This is a genomic window from Bradyrhizobium sp. Ken64, from assembly GCF_055807555.1.
Genome location: NZ_JBVVPA010000006.1, coordinates 134,990 through 156,396, shown reverse-complemented (window position 1 = coordinate 156,396; position 21,407 = coordinate 134,990). Strand labels below are relative to the sequence as shown.

At 64.3% G+C, this 21,407-nt stretch carries 23 protein-coding genes and 1 pseudogene; 16 read left to right on the top strand and 8 right to left on the bottom strand.

Going from position 1 to position 21,407, the window contains the following annotated elements; all coding sequences use genetic code 11:
- The first annotated feature begins 5 nt into the window (after positions 1 to 5).
- The 4 genes from livM (at position 6) to AC0L2F_RS13045 (ending at position 4,168) form a co-directional block, all read left to right on the top strand.
- Positions 6 to 1,325: a high-affinity branched-chain amino acid ABC transporter permease LivM gene (livM, locus tag AC0L2F_RS13060; RefSeq protein ID WP_063995797.1), complete on the top strand. Its 1,320-nt coding sequence runs from the start codon at positions 6 to 8 to the stop codon at positions 1,323 to 1,325.
- Positions 1,322 to 2,155, top strand: coding sequence for an ABC transporter ATP-binding protein (locus AC0L2F_RS13055; RefSeq protein WP_007612034.1), 834 nt, complete (start codon positions 1,322 to 1,324; stop codon positions 2,153 to 2,155). Before livM ends, AC0L2F_RS13055 begins: the two co-directional genes overlap by 4 nt.
- A complete protein-coding gene (locus tag AC0L2F_RS13050; RefSeq protein ID WP_007612035.1) occupies positions 2,152 to 2,892 on the top strand; it encodes an ABC transporter ATP-binding protein in 741 nt (246 codons plus the stop codon). Before AC0L2F_RS13055 ends, AC0L2F_RS13050 begins: the two co-directional genes overlap by 4 nt.
- 157 nt (positions 2,893 to 3,049) lie before the next feature.
- A complete protein-coding gene (locus AC0L2F_RS13045) occupies positions 3,050 to 4,168 on the top strand; it encodes a branched-chain amino acid ABC transporter substrate-binding protein (RefSeq protein ID WP_007612036.1) in 1,119 nt (372 codons plus the stop codon).
- An 81-nt stretch (positions 4,169 to 4,249) separates the two neighbouring features.
- Here AC0L2F_RS13045 and AC0L2F_RS13040 read toward each other — a convergent pair whose 3' ends face one another.
- Positions 4,250 to 4,636 carry a response regulator gene (locus tag AC0L2F_RS13040; protein ID WP_063995795.1) on the bottom strand — a complete coding sequence of 129 codons (387 nt, stop codon included), beginning with the start codon at positions 4,634 to 4,636 and terminating at the stop codon, positions 4,250 to 4,252.
- 240 nt (positions 4,637 to 4,876) lie between these two features.
- Here AC0L2F_RS13040 and AC0L2F_RS13035 point away from each other — a divergent pair, with 240 nt between their 5' ends.
- The 3 genes from AC0L2F_RS13035 (at position 4,877) to AC0L2F_RS13025 (ending at position 9,098) form a co-directional block, all read left to right on the top strand.
- On the top strand, positions 4,877 to 7,684 hold the full coding sequence (locus tag AC0L2F_RS13035; RefSeq protein ID WP_473248616.1) for a PAS domain S-box protein: 2,808 nt from the start codon (positions 4,877 to 4,879) through the stop codon (positions 7,682 to 7,684).
- Between the two features lie 58 nt (positions 7,685 to 7,742).
- Positions 7,743 to 8,738 carry a P1 family peptidase gene (locus AC0L2F_RS13030; RefSeq protein ID WP_473248615.1) on the top strand — a complete coding sequence of 332 codons (996 nt, stop codon included), beginning with the start codon at positions 7,743 to 7,745 and terminating at the stop codon, positions 8,736 to 8,738.
- 147 nt (positions 8,739 to 8,885) lie between these two features.
- Positions 8,886 to 9,098, top strand: coding sequence for a KTSC domain-containing protein (locus tag AC0L2F_RS13025; RefSeq protein WP_473248613.1), 213 nt, complete (start codon positions 8,886 to 8,888; stop codon positions 9,096 to 9,098).
- 12 nt (positions 9,099 to 9,110) lie between these two features.
- Here the strand turns inward: AC0L2F_RS13025 and AC0L2F_RS13020 are convergent, their stop codons facing one another.
- A complete protein-coding gene (locus AC0L2F_RS13020; protein ID WP_473248611.1) occupies positions 9,111 to 9,914 on the bottom strand; it encodes an EF-hand domain-containing protein in 804 nt (267 codons plus the stop codon).
- 251 nt (positions 9,915 to 10,165) lie between these two features.
- Between AC0L2F_RS13020 and rpe the strand changes: the two genes are divergently transcribed.
- The 4 genes from rpe to AC0L2F_RS13000 all read left to right on the top strand — a co-directional run bounded on the left by rpe (position 10,166) and on the right by AC0L2F_RS13000 (position 11,550).
- Positions 10,166 to 10,867 (top strand): ribulose-phosphate 3-epimerase, encoded by a 702-nt coding sequence (gene rpe / locus AC0L2F_RS13015; protein ID WP_473248610.1) that lies wholly within the window; start codon positions 10,166 to 10,168, stop codon positions 10,865 to 10,867.
- 148 nt (positions 10,868 to 11,015) lie between these two features.
- Positions 11,016 to 11,156, top strand: coding sequence for a hypothetical protein (locus tag AC0L2F_RS13010; RefSeq protein WP_007612044.1), 141 nt, complete (start codon positions 11,016 to 11,018; stop codon positions 11,154 to 11,156).
- Between the two features lie 4 nt (positions 11,157 to 11,160).
- Positions 11,161 to 11,337 carry a hypothetical protein gene (locus tag AC0L2F_RS13005; RefSeq protein ID WP_198034867.1) on the top strand — a complete coding sequence of 59 codons (177 nt, stop codon included), beginning with the start codon at positions 11,161 to 11,163 and terminating at the stop codon, positions 11,335 to 11,337.
- Between the two features lie 21 nt (positions 11,338 to 11,358).
- Positions 11,359 to 11,550 carry a hypothetical protein gene (locus AC0L2F_RS13000; protein WP_007602380.1) on the top strand — a complete coding sequence of 64 codons (192 nt, stop codon included), beginning with the start codon at positions 11,359 to 11,361 and terminating at the stop codon, positions 11,548 to 11,550.
- Between the two features lie 24 nt (positions 11,551 to 11,574).
- On the opposite strand, the gene AC0L2F_RS12995 is transcribed toward AC0L2F_RS13000, so the two are convergent.
- The 5 genes from AC0L2F_RS12995 to AC0L2F_RS12975 form a co-directional block, all read right to left on the bottom strand.
- Positions 11,575 to 12,999 (bottom strand): protein kinase domain-containing protein, encoded by a 1,425-nt coding sequence (locus tag AC0L2F_RS12995; protein WP_473248609.1) that lies wholly within the window; start codon positions 12,997 to 12,999, stop codon positions 11,575 to 11,577.
- Between the two features lie 6 nt (positions 13,000 to 13,005).
- Positions 13,006 to 13,746, bottom strand: a complete 741-nt coding sequence (locus AC0L2F_RS12990) for a metallophosphoesterase family protein (protein ID WP_473248608.1) — start codon at positions 13,744 to 13,746, stop codon at positions 13,006 to 13,008.
- A gap of 116 nt (positions 13,747 to 13,862) precedes the next feature.
- Positions 13,863 to 14,468 (bottom strand): hypothetical protein, encoded by a 606-nt coding sequence (locus tag AC0L2F_RS12985; protein WP_473248606.1) that lies wholly within the window; start codon positions 14,466 to 14,468, stop codon positions 13,863 to 13,865.
- Complete coding sequence (locus AC0L2F_RS12980) at positions 14,461 to 15,147, bottom strand: hypothetical protein (protein WP_063995787.1); 687 nt, start codon at positions 15,145 to 15,147, stop codon at positions 14,461 to 14,463. The genes AC0L2F_RS12985 and AC0L2F_RS12980 overlap by 8 nt, the downstream gene beginning before the upstream one ends.
- Positions 15,144 to 15,929 carry a MotA/TolQ/ExbB proton channel family protein gene (locus AC0L2F_RS12975; protein WP_473248605.1) on the bottom strand — a complete coding sequence of 262 codons (786 nt, stop codon included), beginning with the start codon at positions 15,927 to 15,929 and terminating at the stop codon, positions 15,144 to 15,146. The genes AC0L2F_RS12980 and AC0L2F_RS12975 overlap by 4 nt, the downstream gene beginning before the upstream one ends.
- Positions 15,930 to 16,108: 179 nt before the next feature.
- Between AC0L2F_RS12975 and AC0L2F_RS12970 the strand changes: the two genes are divergently transcribed.
- The 4 genes from AC0L2F_RS12970 to AC0L2F_RS12955 all read left to right on the top strand — a co-directional run bounded on the left by AC0L2F_RS12970 (position 16,109) and on the right by AC0L2F_RS12955 (position 19,810).
- Positions 16,109 to 17,479: a sensor histidine kinase gene (locus AC0L2F_RS12970; protein WP_473248604.1), complete on the top strand. Its 1,371-nt coding sequence runs from the start codon at positions 16,109 to 16,111 to the stop codon at positions 17,477 to 17,479.
- 7 nt (positions 17,480 to 17,486) lie between these two features.
- A complete protein-coding gene (locus AC0L2F_RS12965) occupies positions 17,487 to 18,137 on the top strand; it encodes a response regulator (protein WP_473248603.1) in 651 nt (216 codons plus the stop codon).
- 167 nt (positions 18,138 to 18,304) lie between these two features.
- Complete coding sequence (locus AC0L2F_RS12960; protein WP_473248602.1) at positions 18,305 to 19,408, top strand: MBL fold metallo-hydrolase; 1,104 nt, start codon at positions 18,305 to 18,307, stop codon at positions 19,406 to 19,408.
- A gap of 102 nt (positions 19,409 to 19,510) precedes the next feature.
- Positions 19,511 to 19,810 (top strand): hypothetical protein, encoded by a 300-nt coding sequence (locus AC0L2F_RS12955; protein WP_473248601.1) that lies wholly within the window; start codon positions 19,511 to 19,513, stop codon positions 19,808 to 19,810.
- Positions 19,811 to 19,871: 61 nt separating this feature from the next.
- On the opposite strand, the pseudogene AC0L2F_RS12950 reads toward AC0L2F_RS12955, so the two are convergent.
- A pseudogene (locus tag AC0L2F_RS12950) lies at positions 19,872 to 20,015 on the bottom strand (TetR/AcrR family transcriptional regulator); the annotation flags it as partial.
- Between the two features lie 166 nt (positions 20,016 to 20,181).
- On the opposite strand from AC0L2F_RS12950, the gene AC0L2F_RS12945 reads away from it, so the two are divergent.
- A complete protein-coding gene (locus AC0L2F_RS12945) occupies positions 20,182 to 21,378 on the top strand; it encodes a calcium-binding protein (RefSeq protein WP_473248600.1) in 1,197 nt (398 codons plus the stop codon).
- The last annotated feature ends 29 nt before the right edge of the window (positions 21,379 to 21,407 follow it).

The window sequence follows — 21,407 nt, the reverse complement described above, 5'->3', positions numbered from 1 at the left end:
CGCGCGTGAAAACTCCCTCGATCAATACGGCCAAGACTGCATCGGGCATCCCCGCTCTCCTGAAGACCGCCTGCTTCAACGCACTGATCGCGCTGGTGCTGTTCTCGCTGATGGTCGGCGTCCGCACCGAAGCCGGCTCCGACGGCCAGCTCACCTATTGGACGCGCTTCGGCGAGGTCGCCTCCCTCGTCGCCGCGGTATTCGGCGGCTCGATCGTGCTCGAGCTGCTCAAGCAATGGATCGGTCCGACCGGCGCCGAGAAGCTGGTGCCGCCGGCGGTGCGGAGCGGAATGTCGTTCCTCGGCCGCTATCTCGCACCGGCGCTCCTGATCTTCACGCTGCTGGTGCCCGTGATCTTCCATGACCAGCGCTACATCCTCGATCTCGCCATTCTCGTGCTCACCTATGTGATGCTTGGGTGGGGGTTGAACGTCGTGGTCGGCCTCGCCGGCCTGCTCGATCTCGGCTACGTCGCCTTCTATGCGGTCGGCGCCTATTCCTACGCGTTGCTTGCGACCAATTTCGGCTGGTCATTCTGGATCTGCCTGCCGCTAGCGGGCGTCCTCGCCGCATTCTGGGGCGTGCTGCTCGGCTTCCCCGTGCTGCGCCTGCGCGGCGACTACCTCGCGATCGTGACGCTCGCCTTCGGCGAGATCATCCGCCTCGTCATCATCAATTGGCAGGATCTGACCGGCGGGCCCAACGGCGTCTCCAGCATTCCCCGCCCCTCCTTCTTCGGCATCCCGCTCGACAATAGCGACAACGGGCTCGCCGCCAGGCTCGGCATCGAATATTCGCCGACCCACCGCATCGTCTTCCTGTTCTACCTGATCCTGGCGCTCGCGCTGCTCACCAACTGGGTGACGATCCGGCTGCGCCGCCTGCCGATCGGCCGTGCCTGGGAAGCCCTGCGCGAGGATGAGGTCGCCTGCCGCGCGCTCGGCATCAACACCACGACCACCAAGCTCACTGCATTCGCGACCGGTGCGATGTTCGGCGGCTTTGCCGGCGCGTTCTTCGCGACCCGCCAAGGCTTCATCAGCCCGGAATCCTTCACCTTCCAGGAATCGGCGCTGGTGCTCGCCATCGTCGTGCTTGGCGGCATGGGCTCGCAGCTTGGCGTCGCGCTCGCAGCGCTCGCCATGATCGGTGGTTTCGAGCTGTTCCGGAGCCTCGAGAGCTATCGCATGCTGGTGTTCGGCATGGCCATGGTGCTGATCATGATCTGGCGGCCGCGCGGCCTGATCGGCCATCGCGCGCCGACCGTGTATCTGACCAAGGCCCACGCGATCTCATCCGACCTCGTCAAGGAGGGGCACGGATGAGCCGCGACCAGATTCTCGAGGTTGACCGGCTCACCATGCGCTTCGGCGGCATCGTCGCGGTGCAGGACCTGTCGTTTGCTGCCGAGCGGAAGAAGATCACCGCGCTGATCGGACCCAACGGTGCCGGTAAGACGACGGTCTTCAACTGCATCACCGGGTTCTACAAGCCGAGCGGCGGCGTCATCCGCCTCAGCCATGACGACGGCAAGGTGATCGCGCTGGAGCGGCTGAACGATTTCCGCATCGCCAAGCAGGCCAAGGTCGCCCGCACCTTCCAGAACATCCGCCTGTTTCCCGGCATGACCGCACTGGAAAACCTGATGGTGGCGCAGCACAACACGCTGATGCGCGCCTCCGGCTTCACCTTGCTCGGGCTCATTGGCGCGCCCGTCTATCGCGACGCCGAGAAGCGCGCGATCGATCTCGCCACCGACTGGCTCAAGCGGGTCAATTTGCTCGATCGCGCCGACGATGCCGCCGGTAACTTTGCCTATGGCGACCAGCGACGACTCGAGATCGCACGCGCGATGTGCACCGAGCCCGCGCTCTTGTGCCTGGACGAACCCGCCGCCGGCCTCAATGCGCGCGAGAGTGCCGCCCTGAGCGAGCTGCTGCTGTCGATCCGCAACGAACTCGGCACCTCGATCCTGCTGATCGAGCACGACATGTCTGTGGTGATGGAGATCTCCGACCACATCGTGGTGATGGACCACGGTGTGAAGATCTCTGAAGGCTCCCCGCGCGAGGTTCGCGACGATCCGAAGGTGATCGCCGCTTATCTCGGCACCGATGAGGAAGAGGCGGCGGCCGTGATGGAGAGCGGGTCGTGACAGCGCCCACTGCCCTGCTCGCGATCCGCAGCCTTCGCGCCGCCTACGGCAAGATCGAGGCGCTGAAGGGCGTCGACCTCGAGATCAATGCCGGCGAGATCGTGGCGCTGATCGGCGCCAACGGTGCCGGCAAGTCGACGCTGATGATGACGATATTCGGCAAGCCGCGCGCTCGCGCCGGCCAGATCCTGTACGAAGGCCGCGACATCACCGAAGTGCCCACCCACGAGATCGCGCATTTGCGCATCGCGCAATCGCCGGAAGGCCGCCGCATCTTCCCGCGCATGAGCGTGGCGGAAAATCTCCAGATGGGGGCGGACGCCACCGAATGCACTGACGCCGAACGCGAGGCGACGCTACAACGCGTGTTCACGCTGTTTCCGCGGCTGAAGGAACGCTACGCCCAGCGTGGCGGAACCCTGTCCGGCGGCGAGCAGCAGATGCTGGCCATCGGTCGCGCCTTGATGAGCCGTCCTCGCCTGCTCCTGCTCGACGAGCCCTCGCTCGGTCTGGCGCCGCTGATCGCGCGCCAGATTTTCGATGCGATCCGCACTCTGAACCGGCAGGACGGCCTGACCGTGCTGATCGTCGAGCAGAACGCCAACCACGCGCTCAAGCTCGCCCATCGCGGCTATGTCATGGTCAATGGCCTGATCACGCTGGCCGGGACCGGTGCCGAGTTGTTGCAGCGCCCCGAGATTCGCGCCGCCTACCTGGAAGGCGGCCGGCACGGCTGAGGCGGCCCAAGACGAGCCCGTGCGGCCGAATTTGGCGATATCTCTGCCAATGCCCGTATTTTGCCGGTGACTTCTCCTCGAATTCATTCAAGAATGGCGCCGGTTTGAACCGGGCATGCCCGGTAACTTCCACAGGCGACCACCCTCGAGGTATCTCATGAAATCACTGAAGCTCATCGGTCTGGCATTCGGCGCATCGATCGCGCTGTCGAGCGCGGCATTCGCGCAGGATCTCACCGTCGCAGTCGCAGGTCCGATGACCGGCGGCGAGTCCGCCTTTGGCCGCCAGATGAAGAACGGCGCCGAGATGGCCGTAACCGACATCAACGCCGCCGGCGGCGTCAACGGCAAGAAGCTCGCGCTGTCCATCGAGGACGACGCCTGCGATCCGAAGCAGGCACGCTCGGTCGCCGAGAAGATCGCCGGCGCGAAAATCCCGTTCGTGGCCGGGCATTATTGCTCGTCGTCGTCGATCCCCGCGTCGGAAGCCTATGCCGACGGCAACGTGCTCCAGATTACTCCCGCCTCCACCAATCCGAAGTTCACCGATAGCGGACTGTGGAACGTGGCGCGCGTCTGCGGCCGCGACGATCAGCAGGGCCTGGTCGCCGCCCAGTACATCGCCAAGAACTACAAGGGCAAGAATATCGCCATCCTCAACGACAAGACCACCTACGGCAAGGGTCTTGCGGACGAGACCAAGAAGGCGCTCAACAAGGCCGGCGTCACCGAGAAGATGTACGAGTCCTACAACAAGGGCGACAAGGACTTCAACGCGATCGTCTCGCGGCTGAAGCGCGACAACATCGATCTCGTCTATGTCGGGGGCTACCATCAGGAGAGCGGCCTGATCCTGCGCCAGATGCGCGACCAGGGCCTCAAGACGGTGCTGATGGCCGGCGACGCGCTCGCCGACAAGGAATACGCCTCCATCACCGGCCCGGCCGGCGAAGGCACGCTGTTCACCTTCGGCCCCGATCCGCGCAACAAGCCGACCGCGAAGAAGATCGTCGAGGCCTTCAAGGCCAAGAACATCGACCCCGAGGGCTACACGCTCTACACCTACGCGGCGATGCAGGTCTGGTCGCAGGCGGCCAAGAAGGCCGGCACCACCGATGCCAAGAAGGTCATGGCGGCCATCAAGGCCGGCAAGTGGGACACCGTGATCGGTCCGATCGAGTATGACTCCAAGGGCGATATCAAGCAGCTCGACTACGTCGTCTACAAATGGGACGCCAAGGGCGGCTACGCCGCGATCAGCGGCAACGGCACCTAAGCACGCTTGCCGAGGCCTGAAGGCCTCCTCCAATCGTCATCGCGCCCCGGCTTGCCCGGGGCGTTTCTTCCTGCGTCAGGGTCAGACGGCTGCGGGGAGCGCGCCGTCCACCGCGGCTTTGGCCTTCCGCAGTGCCTGAAGAAGATCGTTCGGCCGAAACGGCTTTTGCAGGCAGACCACGTTGGCGAGGTGGGGCGATTGTTCCATGAAGTCCAGCGCCGTCATCCCCGACACGGCAACGACCGGCAGGCCGGGTGCAAGCTCGCGCAGGGTCGAGATGACCTCGACGCCGCTGGTATCGCCGAGGAAAATGTCCACGATTGCCGCGTCGAAGCAGGCTTCGGTGAAGGCTTTCACCCCGGCTGCGCCGCTATCGGCCTCGACGACGTCGTAACGGTTGACGCGCAGCACGATCGCGACCATCGCCCGGACGTCCTTCTGGTCGTCGATGATGAGAACGCGGGGCATAGGGAACAACTCCCGGATCCTGAATTCAAAATGCTTGATTCAAACCTGGAACCCGTAGCGGCGGGAGAGCATTATGGCACCGTCCAGTAAAGCGCATCTTACCCGATCCCCCGTGCGCGCTCCCTATTAAATTAAGTAAGCTGTAACCTTCGGTTGAGTCGCGACCGGTTTTGTCATGATGCGTGCCCAGAACCCGCTACCATGGACGGAAATTCATTGGGCCAAATGAGATTGGCAAAGATGCTCAAAACCGATCTGCGAGAGCTGCACGTGTCCGCGCCGACCGATCGGAACACATTCCTTTCGACGCTGCCGGCCACCCCGAAAGACCGCGCCGCAGCATTGGCGATCGTGGGCGTCTCCTCGATCCTGTTCGCAATGGCCGTGCCCTTCGCAGGTATCTCGCTGCTGCCCGTGCCAGCCTTTGTCGCGAGCTATCAATCCGCCCTCGTGGTCGCGGACATCGTCACCGCGGTCCTGCTGTTGTCGCAGTTTGCGGTGCTCAGGACCCGCGCGCTGCTCGTGCTCGCGACGGGCTATCTGTTCACCGCCGCCGCGGCCGTGGTCCATGCCCTCACCTTCCCCGGACTTTTTTCGCCGACCGGGCTGCTGGGAGCCAACCAGCAGACCACGGTCTGGCTCTACATGATCTGGCACGGCGGCTTCCCGCTCTGCGTGCTGGCCTACGCCTGGCTGAAGGAGGCCGACGGCGGCGCCCAGATGGGCTCGGCAAGCAAGGCGATCTACGCCAGCGTGGTCGGCGTCGTCGCGGTCATGATCGTTTTGACCTCGATCGTCACTGCCCAGCACGACCTGCTTCCGGTCCTGCTGCGCGATGGCCGTTACACGCAGATCATGATCGGCGTGGTGTCCTTTGTCTGGTCCTTGAGCTTCGCCGCGCTGGTCTCGCTGTGGTTCCGCCGTCCGCATTCGGTCATCGACGTCTGGCTCATGGTTGTGATGTGCGCGTGGCTGTTCGACATCGCGCTGTCGGCGATCGTCAACGTCGAGCGCTTCGATCTCGGCTTCTACGGCGGTCGTGTCTACGGCCTCTGCGCGGCGACCTTCGTGCTTGCGGTGCTCCTGATCGAAAATGTCCGCCTCCAGGCGCATACGCTGGGTCTCGTCGGCAGGCTGCGCCAGCAGTCGGCGTTGGATCGCGACTACTACGGCAAGCGCCTTGCCCTGTACGGCGCCGTCGTCGAATCCGCCAATGATGCCATCATCACGAAGACGCTCGACGGTGTCATCACGGGCTGGAACAAGGCCGCCGAACATCTGTTCGGCTATGCCGCCGCGGAGGCCGTCGGCCAGCCGATCGACATCATCGTGCCGGAGGACCGCAAGGCTGAGGTCAGGGGTATCCTGAACCGGGTCGGCGGCAACGAAACGATCGCCCAGCACGAGACGGTCCGCATCCGCAAGGACGGCCGGCGCGTCGACGTTGTCCTCAATGTTTCTCCGCTCAAATCAGCCAGCGGAGAGATCATCGGCGCCTCCAAGATCGCCCACGACATCACGGAAGAGAAGCAGGCACGAGAAAAACTGCGCCGTGAGGTCGAGGAGCGGCAGCGGATATTCGAGACCTCACAGGACCTGATCCTGGTCACCGACGGTTTTGGCAATTTCATCCAGGTCAGCCCGAGCGTGAAGACCATTCTCGGCCTGAGTCCGGAGGACATGATCGGGCACAGCGCCACCGAGTTCATTCATCCCGATGACCTCCAGAAGACGCGCGACGAGATGCGCGCGGCGCGGCGTGGCGCGGTCAAGCGCAGCTTCGAGGCGCGCTACTACCACTACGACGGTCACGAGGTCACCCTGAACTGGATGGGCACATGGTCCGAGCCGGTCAAGCGCCATTTCTTCATCGGCCGCGATCTCACCGAGAAGCAGGCCGCCGAGGCGCAGTTCAGGCACGTCCAGAAGATGGATTCCATCGGTCAATTGACCGGCGGTGTCGCGCACGACTTCAACAATGTGCTGACCGTCATCACCGGCACGATCGGTATTCTGGCGGACGCGGTCGCTGACCGTCCCGAGCTCGCCGCCATCACCAAGCTGATCGACGACGCCGCCGAGCGCGGCGCGCAACTGACCAAGCATCTGCTCGCCTTCGCCCGCAAGCAGCCGCTCCAGCCGCGCGAAATCGACGTCAACGCATTGACGCTCGAGGCCGCAAAGCTCCTGCATCCCACGCTCGGCGAGCAGATCACCATCATGCCGCAACTCACCGAGGATGCGTGGCCGGCACTGATCGACCCGGGCCAGCTTTCCACCGCGATCCTCAATCTCGCGCTGAATGCGCGCGATGCGATGCCCGACGGCGGCACGCTGGTGCTGGAGACGCGCAACATCTTCCTCGACGACGGTTATGCCAGCATGAATCCCGACGTGGTGGCTGGCAATTACGTCATGATCGCCGTCAGCGACACCGGCTCCGGAATCCCGCCGGAGTTGATCGACCGGGTGTTCGATCCCTTCTTCACCACCAAGGAGGTCGGCAAGGGCACCGGCCTCGGGCTCAGCATGGTGTTCGGCTTCGTCAAGCAGTCCGGCGGACACATCAAGATCTACAGCGAGGAAGGCCACGGCACGAGCGTGAAGATCTACCTGCCGCGCTCGAGCGGCGTGCAGGAGACCGAATTCGAGGCGCTCCAGAACGCGCCCGTCACCGGCGGTCACGAAAAAATCCTGATCGTCGAGGACGACGCGCTGGTGCGCCAATATGTCGTGACCCAGATCAAGAGCCTCGGCTATACCGCCCTCGAAGCCGCCAACGCGGCCGAGGCCCTCGTCATCATCGACGCCGACAAGGACATCGACCTGCTGTTCACGGACGTCATCATGCCCGGCAACATGAACGGCCGCCAGCTCGCCGATGAGGCGGCTCGCCGCCGCCCCGACCTGAAGACGCTGTTCACCTCGGGCTACACCGAGAACGCCATCGTCCATCACGGGCGGCTCGATTCCGGCGTGCTGCTGTTGGCAAAGCCCTACCGCAAGTCCGAGCTCGCCAAGATGCTGAGGACCGCGCTCGCGGGTTGAGCCTGCGGCATCCCTGCGATATCGCTGAAGCGGACGCCTTTCAGCCTGCGGAGCCGCCTTGAAAAACCTTCTCACCGATATCGCCGGCGTCCGCGTCGGCCATGCCGAGGACGCGAAAATCGCCACTGGCACGACCGCGATCATCTTCGACGCCCCCGCGGTTGCGGCCATCGATGTTCGCGGCGGCGGACCCGGCACGCGCGAAGACGCGTTGCTCGACCTCGCCAGCACCGTCGATCGCGTTGACGCCATTGCGCTGTCCGGCGGCTCAGCCTTTGGAATCGACGCCGGCGGCGGCATCCAGGCCTGGCTCGCCGAACAAGGCCGTGGCTTGCGGATTCGCGAGGCAGTGATTCCGATCGTCCCGGGCGCAATCGTTTTCGACCTGCTCAACGGTGGCGACAAGGCCTGGGGACGCTTCGCGCCCTATCGCGATCTCGGCTACGCCGCAGCGTTGGCCGCCAGCGACGATTTCGCACTCGGCAGCGTCGGCGCCGGCCTCGGTGCCACCACCGCGACCTTCAAGGGTGGACTGGGGTCGGCCTCCGCGGTCCTGGCCAATGGCATCAAGGTCGCCGCGATCATGGTCGTCAACGCGGTCGGCAGCACAACTGTTGGCGAAGGGCCCTGGTTCTGGGCTGCGCCGTTCGAGGAGAACGGCGAGTTCGGCGGGCGCGGGCTGCCGTCCGTGTTCACGCCGGACATGCTGGCGATGCGCATCAAGGGCGGACCGGCCGCGAGCGCACGTGAGAACACCACGATCGGCCTCGTCGTTACCGATGCCATGCTGACCAAGGCCCAGGCCAAGCGGCTTGCGATGATCGCGCATACCGGGTTCGCCCGCGCGATCTATCCGGTGCATGCCCCGACCGACGGCGACGTGCTGTTCGCCGCCGCAACGGGCGAGAAGCCGATCGAGCCGCTGGTCGGCCTCACCGAGCTCGGAACGATCGCCGCCAACGTGGTCGCACGCGCGATCGCTCGCGGCGTCTACAATGCGACGGCCCTGCCGTTTGCCGGCGCAATGCCGGCGTGGAAGGATCGGTTCGGCTAGAGCATGATCGGAAAAGTGCGAAGCGGTTTTCCGGAAAGATCATGCTCAAACAAGAACCTAAAGCGCGATCACGATTCAGAATCTCATCGCGCTTTAGAAACGAAACGGCGGACAGCGCGTTACCCTGGCGGGCCAAGGTGCACCGCCATGCCGTCTTCCGTGATCCGGTTTTTCCGTTATGCGCCCGAGACGCGCGAACTGAAGGTGACTTTCGTCAGCGGACGGCTCTATGTCTACGAGGACGTCCCGCCCGAGGTCGCCGCGGCGTTCAGGAACGCGCGCTCAAAGGGTACGTTCTTCAACCAGGAAATTCGTGACCGGTATGCCTATCGTGACATCACGCACGAATATGCCGGCTAACCGTGAGCACGGCTACACTGTCATCGACGTCGATGACCCCGATGATCCCGCCGAAGCCTGCGCCTGGCGCTGCATCATCTGCCCGAACCAATCATAGGGCGAATTGCGCCCGCCCGCCCCGTTCGAAGAGCTGGAGGCGCCCGGGACCGTCGTCGACATCTTGAAGCCGTCGGCGTAGGTGACGGTGGTGGTGGTCGAACCGTCGGCGCCGGTCGTCGAAGTCGAGGTCGAGCCGCCGCTGGACGGCGAGGAGGAATCCGAGCCGCTGCCGGAGGCATCGCCGGCACCCTGCGCGTGATGGTGGCCGTGGTGGCCGCTCTTCAGCGCCTTCGACATCTCATCGAGGTTGACGCTGCCGTCGGTATTCGAATCCAGCTTCGAGAAAACGTCGTCGGCCTGCGCGAGGTTGGTGCCACCAGCGCCGAGCGCATTCTCGAATTCCGACTTGGTGATCTTGCCGTCGCCATCGCCATCGATCTGCGAGAACAGATCCTTCAGGGCGGCATCGCGGCGCGTCGAGGACGAGGATGTCGAGGTCGACGAGGTCGAGTTGGCGGCGCTGCCAGTGCCGTCCGTCGACTGGCTCTGCGCTGCGAACAGCGCGTTCATCGTCTCCGGCGAGATCTGCGGTGTTTTGCCCGCATTGACCGACGAGGTCGCGCCGGTCGTGCTGTTGCTGCCGCTGTCGATCGCGAACGGATTGGTCGGAGGCTTTTGCGAGGACCCCGTCTTCTGCGTCGACGAGGACGATTTCGAATTTGTCAGCGACTGGATCGCGTCGAGCGCGCTCGATACGGCCCCAAGAGCGAACAACATTGCACAACTCCAACCGATGCGGCATGCCGCGGCCAATGTTCTGTTCAGGTCAAGTCAGCAAACGCCGTGCCAGCGCAAAAAGCTCAATGAAATCCGCTTTCACCACACTTTGCACGGCCCGGGAACACCGGCAATTCATGCCGGTCGCGGCAGAAATTTCCGCCCACAGGAAGCACGCCGCCCCTGCATTGCCCGGCTGAGGGGCCCATGTTAGGCGAGTCCATCTTTCACGGCCGCCACGGGAAACCGCCATGACCCAAGCCTTCGTCCCCCGCCCCCTGGCAATCGCGCCCTCGATACTGGCCTCGGATTTCTCCAGGCTCGGCGAGGAGGTGCGCGCCGTGGACGCCGCCGGAGCCGACTGGATCCATCTCGACGTCATGGACGGGCACTTCGTTCCCAACATCTCGTATGGCCCCGACGTCATCAAGGCGATGCGCCCGCACACCAAGAAGATCTTCGACGTGCATCTGATGATCTCGCCCTGTGACCCCTATCTGGAGGCCTTCGCGAAAGCCGGCTGCGACCACATCACCGTGCATGCCGAGGCCGGTCCCCATCTGCACCGCTCGCTTCAGGCGATCCGCGCACTCGGCAAGAAGGCCGGCGTTTCGCTCAATCCGGGCACGCCGATCAGCACGCTCGAATACGTCCTGGACCTGGTCGACCTCGTGCTGGTGATGTCGGTCAATCCCGGCTTCGGCGGCCAGGCCTTCATCCCCTCCGCGATCGGCAAGATCCGCGACATCCGCGCCATGACAGCGGGCCGTCCGATCGACATCGAGGTCGATGGCGGCGTCGGGGCCGACGTCGCAGGTCCCCTGGCTGCAGCCGGGGCCAACGCCTTCGTCGCCGGCACGTCCGTATTCAGGGGCGGCACGCAGGACGCCTACAAGACCAACATCGCCGCAATACGCAACGCCGCCGCGGGTGCACGCGGCGAGGCGATCTGAGGGCCCGCTCGGCTCCGCCGACTGCGGCTTCTACGGGTGTTGCGGCGCGCAATGCCTAAATTTGCAACCTTGATCCGTACTCCTCCGGGCTTCCCTGATTCGCGCAAATCACCGCTAGTGATTCTTGCCTGTTTCGCGGGAGCACATCATGACGACGACCCTGGTTTGGACTGGCGTGGCGTTGTGGCTTGGTTTTTGTGCGTTTGTTGTGTTTGGTCCATCGGCCGGACCGGTGAAGGTCTCGCTACGCTCGGCCCGCATCGCTCGTCGCGACTGGTATCGGGCCTGACCCCATGCAGATCGCGCTTGTGAAACGTCAACCGAAGCGCCGGTGCCGCATCCCGCGGCGCCCGCATCCTGATCTCGATTTTTTCTTCGGTCGACTCGAACGCACCGAAGGCGAGATGCGCGACGACACCGGGCCCGAGACGGACCTGGATCACCCGCTCCGGTCACCGCGCCGGCATTGAATTCTTTTCTGGACCAAACTCATGAAGCCGCATTGCCCGAACTGCCTGAAGGAAATGACCAAGGCATCCGCGTCGCGTAACCTGTTCAACTGCGAGCCCTGCCGCGAGATCATCCAGTTCTTCGGCGGCAGCGCGGATCACGGCGAGCCCGGCCCGCAATTCTCCTGGCCGATCCGTCGCAAGCGCTCCGTCCACACCGCTCACGCGGCCTGAACCTCCAGGATCCAGAGCGCGGCCCTATCCGGCCTCCTCGCCCGCATCCGCAGCCATTCGCGGCGGCCGGACCACGGTGACGGTGCAGGCCGCTTCCGAGGCCACCTTGGCCGAGACGCTGCCGAGCAGCGTGCGCCTGAACGAGCCCTGCCGCGCACCGATGATGATGTGGTCGACGTGGTTGACCTCGCAAAACTCCAGGATCGCCGCGGCGGGGTCGACGGCTTCCAGCACGTGAGCCGACAGCCGGCTTTCATCCAGCTTGAGCGGCGTGGCCCAGTGTCTGAGCGCCACCAAGCGGTCGATATGCTTATTGGAGCCCTGCTCATCCAGCGTCCTGTCGATCGCGATGCGGTTGAGCTTCAGCACGTTGAGACAGGCGAGCCGCGCCGACGGCAGCGTGGCGAGAATACGCTCGGTCGTGACGCGCAACGCTTCGTTCAGCTCGGGGGCGCCTTCCACCGTGTCGAGCGCGACCGCGAGGATCGGGCTTGATGCGATCTGGGCTGCGACATCCGATTTCGCGCGCGGCTGCATGACGCCCTGGTTGAAGCGGCGCCGCCAAGCGACGCTTAACGGATCGCGCTTCATCCGCTCCGAGCGTGTGGTGAGTCTGACCTGGTCCGGATGGGTGAGATCGAAGGCGAGCTGGGACGCGGTCGGATAGCGCCGCACCGGCTCGATCTCGAGGCATCGCAGCACCACCTCCTGGAGCCAGGGCGGATAGTCGGCGCGAAGCGAGCGCGGCGGGTGCGGATCGCGCCACAGCCGGCGCCGCATCGCGCGCAGCGTCTCGCCCTCGCCGAACGGCCGCTCGCCGGTCGTGAAGAAATAGAGCAGCACGCCAAGCGAGAACAGATCGCTGCGCGGATCGTCGCGCACCCCTGACAACCGTTCCGGCGCCATATAGGGCGCAGTGCCGTAAGGCAGGCGGAATTCCTCCTGCAACAGGTCCGGCAGATGGTTGTGATGCGACAGGCCATAGTCGATCAGCACCGCCTCGCCGCTCTCGCGGAACATGATGCTGCTCGGCTTGATGTCGTGATGGATCACGTTCTGCCGGTGCAGATCCGCGAGCCCCGTCGCGATCCTGGCGACGAGCTGCCGCGCCTCGTCATATGGCAGCGGCAGGTCGGGCAGCCGCTTGTAGAGTGTGGTCCCGGAGATGCGCTCGATCACGACATAGGCTTGGTGGGCGAAGTCGCCGGTGCCGAAACATGAGGGCACGTGCGGCCCGGCCAGCCGCGGCAGGATCATCATCTCCATCTCGAAGGAGACGATCGCCGCGGGGTCTTCGCCCTCCGACACCCGCGGAATCTTCATCAGCAGCGGCACGTCGAGGCCGGGACGGGTGACCGTCCACAGCGTCGCCATGCCGCCGGCATGGACGCATTCGCCGATCGTGTAGCCGTCGATCTCTGCGCCTGATTTGACGAGGGGTTTCGGCATCGGCCTCTAGCGCCCCTGCGACAGCCGGTCGGCGAGCCAATGCGGCAGGCCGTTCTCGCGGATCCGGTTCGCGGCCGTCTCGACATCGTAGGGCGCGCGGCAATAGGTGATCTGGCACGAGACGGTGTCGAACAGCACGAAAGCCGCGGATGGATCGCTATCGCGGGGTTGGCCGACCGAGCCAAGCACCGCAAGCCATTGCCGCCCGCGCAGCAGCGGTACGGAGACGTCGGTCTTGGGCACGAGCCCCGACATCTTCGCCGTCACCGACATCGAATAGATCGCCGGGCGGTGGATGTGGCCGCAGAACGTGACATGAGCCGGCGTCGCGATCAGGCTTTTGGCGGCGTCGGCGGTCGATCGGACATAGTGCCAGCTTCGGGGGCTCGAGGCTTCCGAATGCACGAACAGGCGATCGCCGTCCTCCACCAGCATCGGCAATTCCGCCAGGAACCGCCGCTGCGCGGTGTCGAGCCGGCCGCGGGTCCATTCGATCGCGATTTGCGCCTCGGCATTCATGGTCTCGGCCGAGGAATTCACCGCCTGGTCATGATTGCCGCGCACGGCGACGGCGCCTTGGGCAACGAGCTCCATCGCGGTATCCACCACCCATTCCGGATCGGCGCCATAGCCGACGAAGTCGCCAAGCAGGATCAAGCGCTCGGCGCCACGCGCCCGCGCGACTTTCAGGCACGCCTCGAACGCCTGCCGGTTGCCGTGGATATCCGAGAAGACAGCGAGAAGCACGCACCCTCCACCCTCGAACCTTATTGGGAGCCGATAAGGCCAAATTGAGGGAGGTCAAGAACATGCGCCAGCGGAGCGCAGTTTGCCAGCACTGCCCTGTCGCGATGGTGAAGAGCCTATTGCTCGTCCTTCGGCGGCATCCGGGGCGGCGGCAACGGCGTGAACACGGCGCCCTGCGCGCCGGCCGGGGGTGCCAGGAATTCGCCGGTCGAGGAATCGCCTCCGCTCGTCTCCATGATGGTCTTAGGCGTCACATATTCCCTGACCATGTCGATGAGGCTGCCATCGCCGCCGCCAAAATCGGCGGCCCGGCCGCCTTGCGGATGTCCCAGCGCGATCTCGTTCTCCGCCGCATGGGTCTTGTCGGCCAGCCTGTCATTGTAGGGCACACGAAAGGCGCGCGGGATGCCGCTCGGCCGATTGTCCTCGTCGAGCTGCTCGACCCAGAGATAGATCGAGCCGGGATCGCCCTCCAGCGAATGCGGCTCGACGATGCGGGCCTTCAGCAGCTTGAAGGAGGCCGGCAGCCGGTCGGCGCTGGCCCAGCCGAGCAGCCCGCGCATTTCCGTGAAGCTGACGACATAGAAGGCGCTGGTCACGACCACGGCAACGGCCTTGATTGACCAGTGCAGCCGCGCATAGACGAGCACGACCAGCAGCAGCGCGCCGATGACGGCGTAGGCTATCGATAGCGTGAGGATGACCGTCTGCAGGCTAGTCACGGCGCACCCTCACAGCGTTCCTGCTCACGCCGGTGTTCGGGTCGAGATCGGCGCCGTTGCGCCAGCCGCTGCGGAAGGTCTCCAGCAGCGATTTCGGCCGCTGGTCCACATTGACGACCTTGCCTTCGGCGTCGAGCCGGAACCGCACCGCGGTCTTCTCGTCGCCGGTGTGATCGACCGTGAACTTGTTATCGAAGATCACCTGCGCCGTCGGATTGAGTTTTTGCACCTTCACATTGGCCGTCACGGGCTCGCCGGTCGTGGCGACGAAATGTGAGACATTGACGGTGTATTCGCCGGGAACGATGCCCCGCACCGTGACGATCTCCTCGCGGATCGGCGAGGCAATCTTCTTGCCGTTGACCATGATGAAGTCGTTGGCTCCGCCGCGATCGTCGCGGTCGAGCGTGAGGAAGCCGGCCTCGCGGTGGCGATACCAGGCGATATTGCCCACGGGATCCTGCACGAACAGGTCGAGATCGTCGGGGTGGCTGTCCGGCCAGTCCAGCGTGATCATGAACTCTGCCTTGGAATCGATCTTGCCGTCCTTGGCGTCCGGCGAGACCGCGAGCAGCGCCAGGAAGAACAGGAAAGCGATCACCTGGAGCGCTTTGAACAGCATCACGCCCAGGGGATCGAACGGCTCCTCGCGCGGATAGAGACCGAAATCATCCATCATGTCGCGATTCCAGCGCCCTTGATTCCAGAACCCTTGCGCTCCAGCACCGGCGTCACATAGGTCTCGGTCAGCACCACCGCATCCGAGAATACCTTCTGGGTCGCGGCATCCAGCATGTAATACTGGATGCGGACCAGGATCGAACCGACCAGGCCCGCCAGCGTCGTGTACATCGCGACCGCCATGCCGTCGCTCATCAGCCCCATCGAGGATCGCATCGCGACCTTGTCGGCGGCATCCAGCCCCGCGATCGGCGCCAGCATGATGATGAAGCCGACGATGGTGCCGAGCAGGCCGAGCTTCATCAGCGTGTCCGAGACGAAGGCGCCGAAGCCGTTGGAACCGCGCAGGCGGTCGGCGAGCGTTCGCAGCAACAGCGTCTGGTCGACAGGCCGGTAGTCCTGCGCCGCGGCCTTGGTCACGAGGCTCTCGATGTGGTCCCGCACCAGCCCGCGTGCCAGCTCGGCTGCGCCGGCGTCGAGCGCCCTGCCGCCCTCGGGCGCCGCAAGCACCGCGCGGCAGCGCCGGGCCGCCGCGCCCTCGCGGGCAATGGCCCGCGTGCGCAGGAAGCAATGACCGCAGGTGAGGACATAGAGCAGCGCGATCAAGCTGGAAATGTAGGTCCGGTCCGAGGTCAGCATCAGACGGATCAGGCCGAACCGCCACAACAGCACGACGGCGAAGATCGAAAGCCCGGTGAAGATCATCCAGAACAGGAGCGCGCTACGCTCGGATGGGTCGGCAGCAGGCCCCGCGATCGGCCCAATCGTCATCGAACTCATGCTGCACCGCTCCTGGCCGTGAATTCCGCCCATTAGATCAAAGCCGCCGCGCCCGGTCCAAAGAGCCATGCCCAATCCGGCTTGGGAAATTTGCCCGAGATTCAATCTTGCCGTGCCTCGCAATTGGCAAGGCGCGGCGGCGTTGTTAGGCTGACCTTACCAAACTTTGGGGTGATCGCATGCGCCTTGTGCTTCAGCTTGTCGCCCGTCTGTTTCTCATCGTCGCCCTCTGCCTTGGCGCGGCGACCATCTGGGCCACGTTCGACGCCTATCGCAGCGTCGACCGGGCGACTGCGGCCTCGGCGCAGCGGGTCGCCCAAGCGCTTCAGGCTCTGTACTGGCACGAATTCTTGTTGCGTAGCAGCAGAACACGCGAGCAACTTCTGCCGGTTCCGGAGTGGCGCACGCTGGAGACGATGAAGCTGATCTCACCCGGCGTCTGCGTCGAATTCCAACCGGCCATCGCCTTCGAAAAGCCGCTCTGCGGCCAGAGTGAGGGGCTGGGCAAGACGCCGCCGCGCTGGTTCGCGTCGATCGTGCCGACCTTCCTCGGCAGCCATGCCGAAGTGATACGGCCGGTCAGTCCCCGCGCGGCGACCGCCGGAGCGGTGGTTGCGACGCCGGATGAAGCGGCCGCCATCTCGCTCGCCTGGGAATACATCCTCAACGTGATCGACGTCGCGCTTTTGATGGCGGCAGCGATCGCGCTCCTGGCCTCGCTCGCGATTGCACATGCGCTGGCGCCGGCGCGCACGATCGTGACCGCCCTGCAGCGCATGGCGCGCGGTCAGTATCGCACGAAACTGCCGCGCTTCCGCTCGATGGAGCTGGCGATGATCGGCAGCGCCGTCGGCGAGCTCGGCGCGCGGCTGGAGGAGGCGACCGAACAGCGCGCGGCGCTGACGCGGCGCCTGATCGAGATCCGCGACGACGAACGCCGCGCGCTCGCCCGCGAGCTGCACGACGAGTTCGGACAAAATCTCTCGGCCATCCTCGCCTTCGCCAACACCATCGAGACGGCGAGCACGAAGGCAGACAAGCACAGCGACATCGTGCAGGACGCGCGGATGATCTCGCAGGCCACGCATCATCTGATGGCCTCGCTGCGCGACGCGCTGAAGCGCCTGCGCAATCCCCTGCCCGCCGAGCTTGGGCTGGAGGCGAGCCTCGTGAATTTGGTGGATAGCTGGCGCTCGCAGAGCGCGGCGCGGCCGACGATCCAGCTCGATCTCAAGGGCGACCTCACCGACATCAGCGGCCCGGCCGCCACCACCGCCTATCGCGTCGCGCAGGAATGCCTGACCAACGCGTTGCGCCACGGCACGGCACGCGAGATTTCTCTGCACGTCGAGCGGCGCACGGGCGACGACGATGCGTTGCTGATCCGCGTCGAGGACGATGGCGGCGGCAACGCGGCACGCGTTGCGCAGTCGACCGGCTTCGGCCTCACCGGCATCCGCGAGCGCGTCGCAGCGGCCGGCGGATCATTCTCGATCCTGCCCGCCCGCGGCGGACTCAGCGTCGCCGCCACCATCCCGCTCGCCGCGTGAGGCCGGGATGAACGAGATTACGGCAACAGGCATCTCCGTGCTGCTGGTCGACGACCATCCGATCGTGCGGCAAGGCTATCGGCGCGTGCTGGAAAGCCAGGGCGATCTGCATGTCGTGGCGGAAGCCGACAACGCCGCGGATGCCTACGGCGCCTTCAAGGCGCGCGATCCCGACGTGGTCTTGCTGGATATCTCGATGCCCGGCGCGAGCGGGCTGGAAGCCATCCGCAACATCCGCGCGCGCAGCCCGCGGGCGCGGATCCTCGTGTTCACCATGCACAACGAGGCCGTGCTGGTGAAGGCAGCCTTCCATGCCGGCGCCAGCGGCTTCGTCACCAAGAGCAGCGAGCCGTCCGCGGTCGTCGCCGCGATCCGCAGCGTTGCGCGCGGCGAGCGCGCCATGAGCGACGACATCGCGCACATCCTGGCCGAGGACAGCCTGTCAGCGGGCTCGGCGCTGGACCAATTGGGAGAACGCGAGATCGAGATACTGCGCCAGTTCGCCGGCGGCGCCACGACCGAACAGATCGCAACGCATCTCAATCTCAGCGTCAAGACGGTGCAGAACTATCACTATCTGATCAAGACCAAGACCGGCGCACGCACGGATGCGCAGCTGGTGCGGCTGGCAGCCAATTGTGGGCTGACAAAGATCTAGAGGGTGGCGGCGTGCCGTTTGCTGCGACCAGAATATCTGGTTCCCGACTGGCCACACCCAGCGAAGGTCTCCAAGTCTCTCTCAGATTGTGCTAGGCTCCACCACAGGCACAGCGTCAAGCGGCCAGCGGATCTGTGTCCGGCTCCGATCTTCCGTCGAGAGCCAGTTTGGACGGCTCTCGGAGCCGCCCTCGTTCCCGTTGTATGTCTTGCACGACAACAGGAGACGCTTCCATGAACATCAGGGACAGCCTTCTTGCCGCACTGATCGCCTCCAGCGTTTACGCGACCGGACTTACGGGAAGCGCGGCAGCTGATGCGAAAGACCAGATCACCATTCTCTATGACGCCTTCGGCACAGATGAGGCGATGACAAAGGACTGGGGTTTCTCCGCCCTTGTCGAAATCGCGGGAAAACGCATCCTGTTCGATACGGGTAACGATCCCGAAATCTTCGCGGCGAACGTGAAGGCCAAGGGAGTTGATCTCTCGGACCTCGACTTTGTCGTTCTGTCGCACCGCCACTCCGATCATATGGCGGGCTTGTCCTACCTCCTGAGCATCAATCCGACCGTCAAGATCTACGCGCCAAAGGAAGGATTTGGCATCTACGGCTCGTCTCTGCCGTCCGGCTTCTACCGCAAGGACGAGGCCTTGCCGCCGGAGATGCGGTACTATGCAGGCAAGCCGCCCGCGGTGATGAAGTTCGGCACGGCATGGGCCCATGCGAACTTCGAACTGATCGATCAGACCACCGAGATCGCTCCCGGTATCACACTTATCTCGCTGATTTCCGATGCACCGGGCACGAGAGAACTCAAAGAGCTGTCCTTGGCTGTCAACACGGCCGACGGCATGGTCCTTCTGGTCGGTTGCTCGCACCCCGGGATCGAGCGCATCGTCGAAGCGGCGACGGGTATCAATCCCAGGATTCATCTCGTCGCGGGAGGATTTCATCTGGTCGTCGCACCTGACGAAGCTATCGCGAAAGTCGTTACCGCCCTCAAGGACAGGTTCAAGGTGGACAGCGTAGCCCCGGGACATTGCACCGGTGAGCCGACTTTTGCCGCGCTCAAGAAGGCTTTCGGCGACAACTATCTCTACGCAGGCCTCGGCACGTCGATTCCGGTTGCAACGGTTGCGGGCGTGAATGTCAGACGCGGGGAAGGTCCGACGCTTGACGACCTTGCGACCTATCGCAAACTCGCGGGGCGCGAAGACCCGTTCGGCATATTGCGCTTGCGCAGCTCGCATTTGGCACCCGCGCTTTAGGGCGCTGGCGCGCGGCTCGCATCTTTAGATCATGTGTGGCCGGGTAGGATTGGAACTGACGCCGTCGCGCCGTGGTTAGTAGCGGAGTGAGGGAGTTGCGCCATGAGTAAGGCTATCCGCGAAGCCATCCATCATCCCCCGATCATCACTGTCGGCGAGCTCATCGATGAACTCTGCCGTCTGCCAGACACAGCGACGATCCAATTCCACTGCCCCATTCTCGAACAGGAACTTGCATTCTACCGCCTTCGAAAACGGTCGAAGGACGTGGTCGAAATCGAAGTCAATACCTATCCGGAAAGCCCGTCGTTCGTGCCCTCGGCCAACGCCGCCTTGCGTGCGCGAAAAAAGACCCATCATCCGCGCTCGCTCGGCAATGGCAGCGTTGCCCATAAGGTCTGAGATAGAACCGCGACAGGTCACGTCAGGTGTCACGGCTTCGGAACGCGTGAAGGAAGTTGGCTTACGCCTTCAGCCCGCGTAGCGCGGGCGTCGCATCGACACGCGCCGAGAGATCGGCGTCCTTCTCGTCGGCGTGGGCCGGATGGTGGAAGCGGACGGTCGCATCAAAGATGGCGCGCGCGGTAGACTTGACGTCGGTCGAGCTCCGTACCCCGCGCCGAAGTTCCTCCGGCCGCAATGAAATCCAACCCAAAGCAAATCTCCGCCATCAACTCCGAGCAGATTCAACGTCAAGCGCGGCCACAGCGCGTCTCGCAAAGACTCCGCTGCTTTCAGGCCCCGCGACTGAAATGAAATCGGAGTGAAGCGACATGCACCACCTGCCAAACGACACTATCGCAGTCACCCTGCCGGACTTCGGTCAATCCATGACCGTGCTCGGAGATCCCGGGTTGGCAACCGATGACTGGGGCGGAAACGATGCGCTGACGGCAGCCATATCGAGTCTCAACTCGAACGTGACGCTCGTTGGGGAAGACCTGGCGGCCATGCATGGCAATTCTCACGGAGGAAACGACAGTCTCGTGGTGAGCGTGGATGGCGGCTGGGATAATGCCGTTGCCGTTGGCGATGCCCAATCCATGGCGGACAACACTCAGGGCGGTAACGACACCCTCAATGTCGATGCCCACAACTCGCTCTACACCAATGTTTATCTCTATGGCGATGTCCAAGGTGACATGTCGGGCAACGCGGGAGGCGGAAATGACACACTGACGGCGTCGACCGGATGGAGATCGTTCGGATCGCTCAGCGGGGACGCTGGTGGCGCCATGGGCGGCAATGCGCACGGCGGGAATGATACGCTGAGCGCGACGGACTATGGGATAAATGGCGGCGGCGACGCACTCAGCGGCGATGCCACTGGCGCCATGACCGACAACGCGGTCGGCGGAAACGACATCCTGACCTTTGCGGCGAGCAGCGACGCCCAGCTCGGAGGAGGAAGCCTGTCGGGCGATTCCGGAACGTCCATGTCCGACAATGCCCAGGGCGGGAACGATATCCTCACCGCCGTCGTCGATGGCGAGCGAGCTGCTTTCAGCACGACCTTGTACGGCGACGCTCCCACAATGTCGGGCAATGCTCACGGCGGGAACGACAGCCTCACCGGGGGATCGAGCCCCGATCGCCTGGCGGGCGATGCGATGAGCTACGCTCCTTCCTCACCCGGCTCGATCACCGGAGGCACGGATACCCTTAACGGTGGCGGCGGCAATGATCTCCTGTGGGGCGGCCCGAACAACGACACGTTCGTCTTCAACACGGGCTCCGGCCAGGACATCATCAACGACTTCAATCAAGGCAACCAGGCTGTCGGCAGCACCACCACCGAACACGACGTGATCAACCTGCATGACTACGGCTTCGCAGACTGGGCAGCCGTCTCCAGCCTCATCGGCGACAATAGCGCCGGCGATGCCGTGATCCACCTCACCGCCAACGATACGATCACGTTGGACGGCGTGCACACGGCGGCCCTTCACCCAACGGACTTCGTCATCTGACGGCTCACAGCCAAGCAGGATGATGGGAT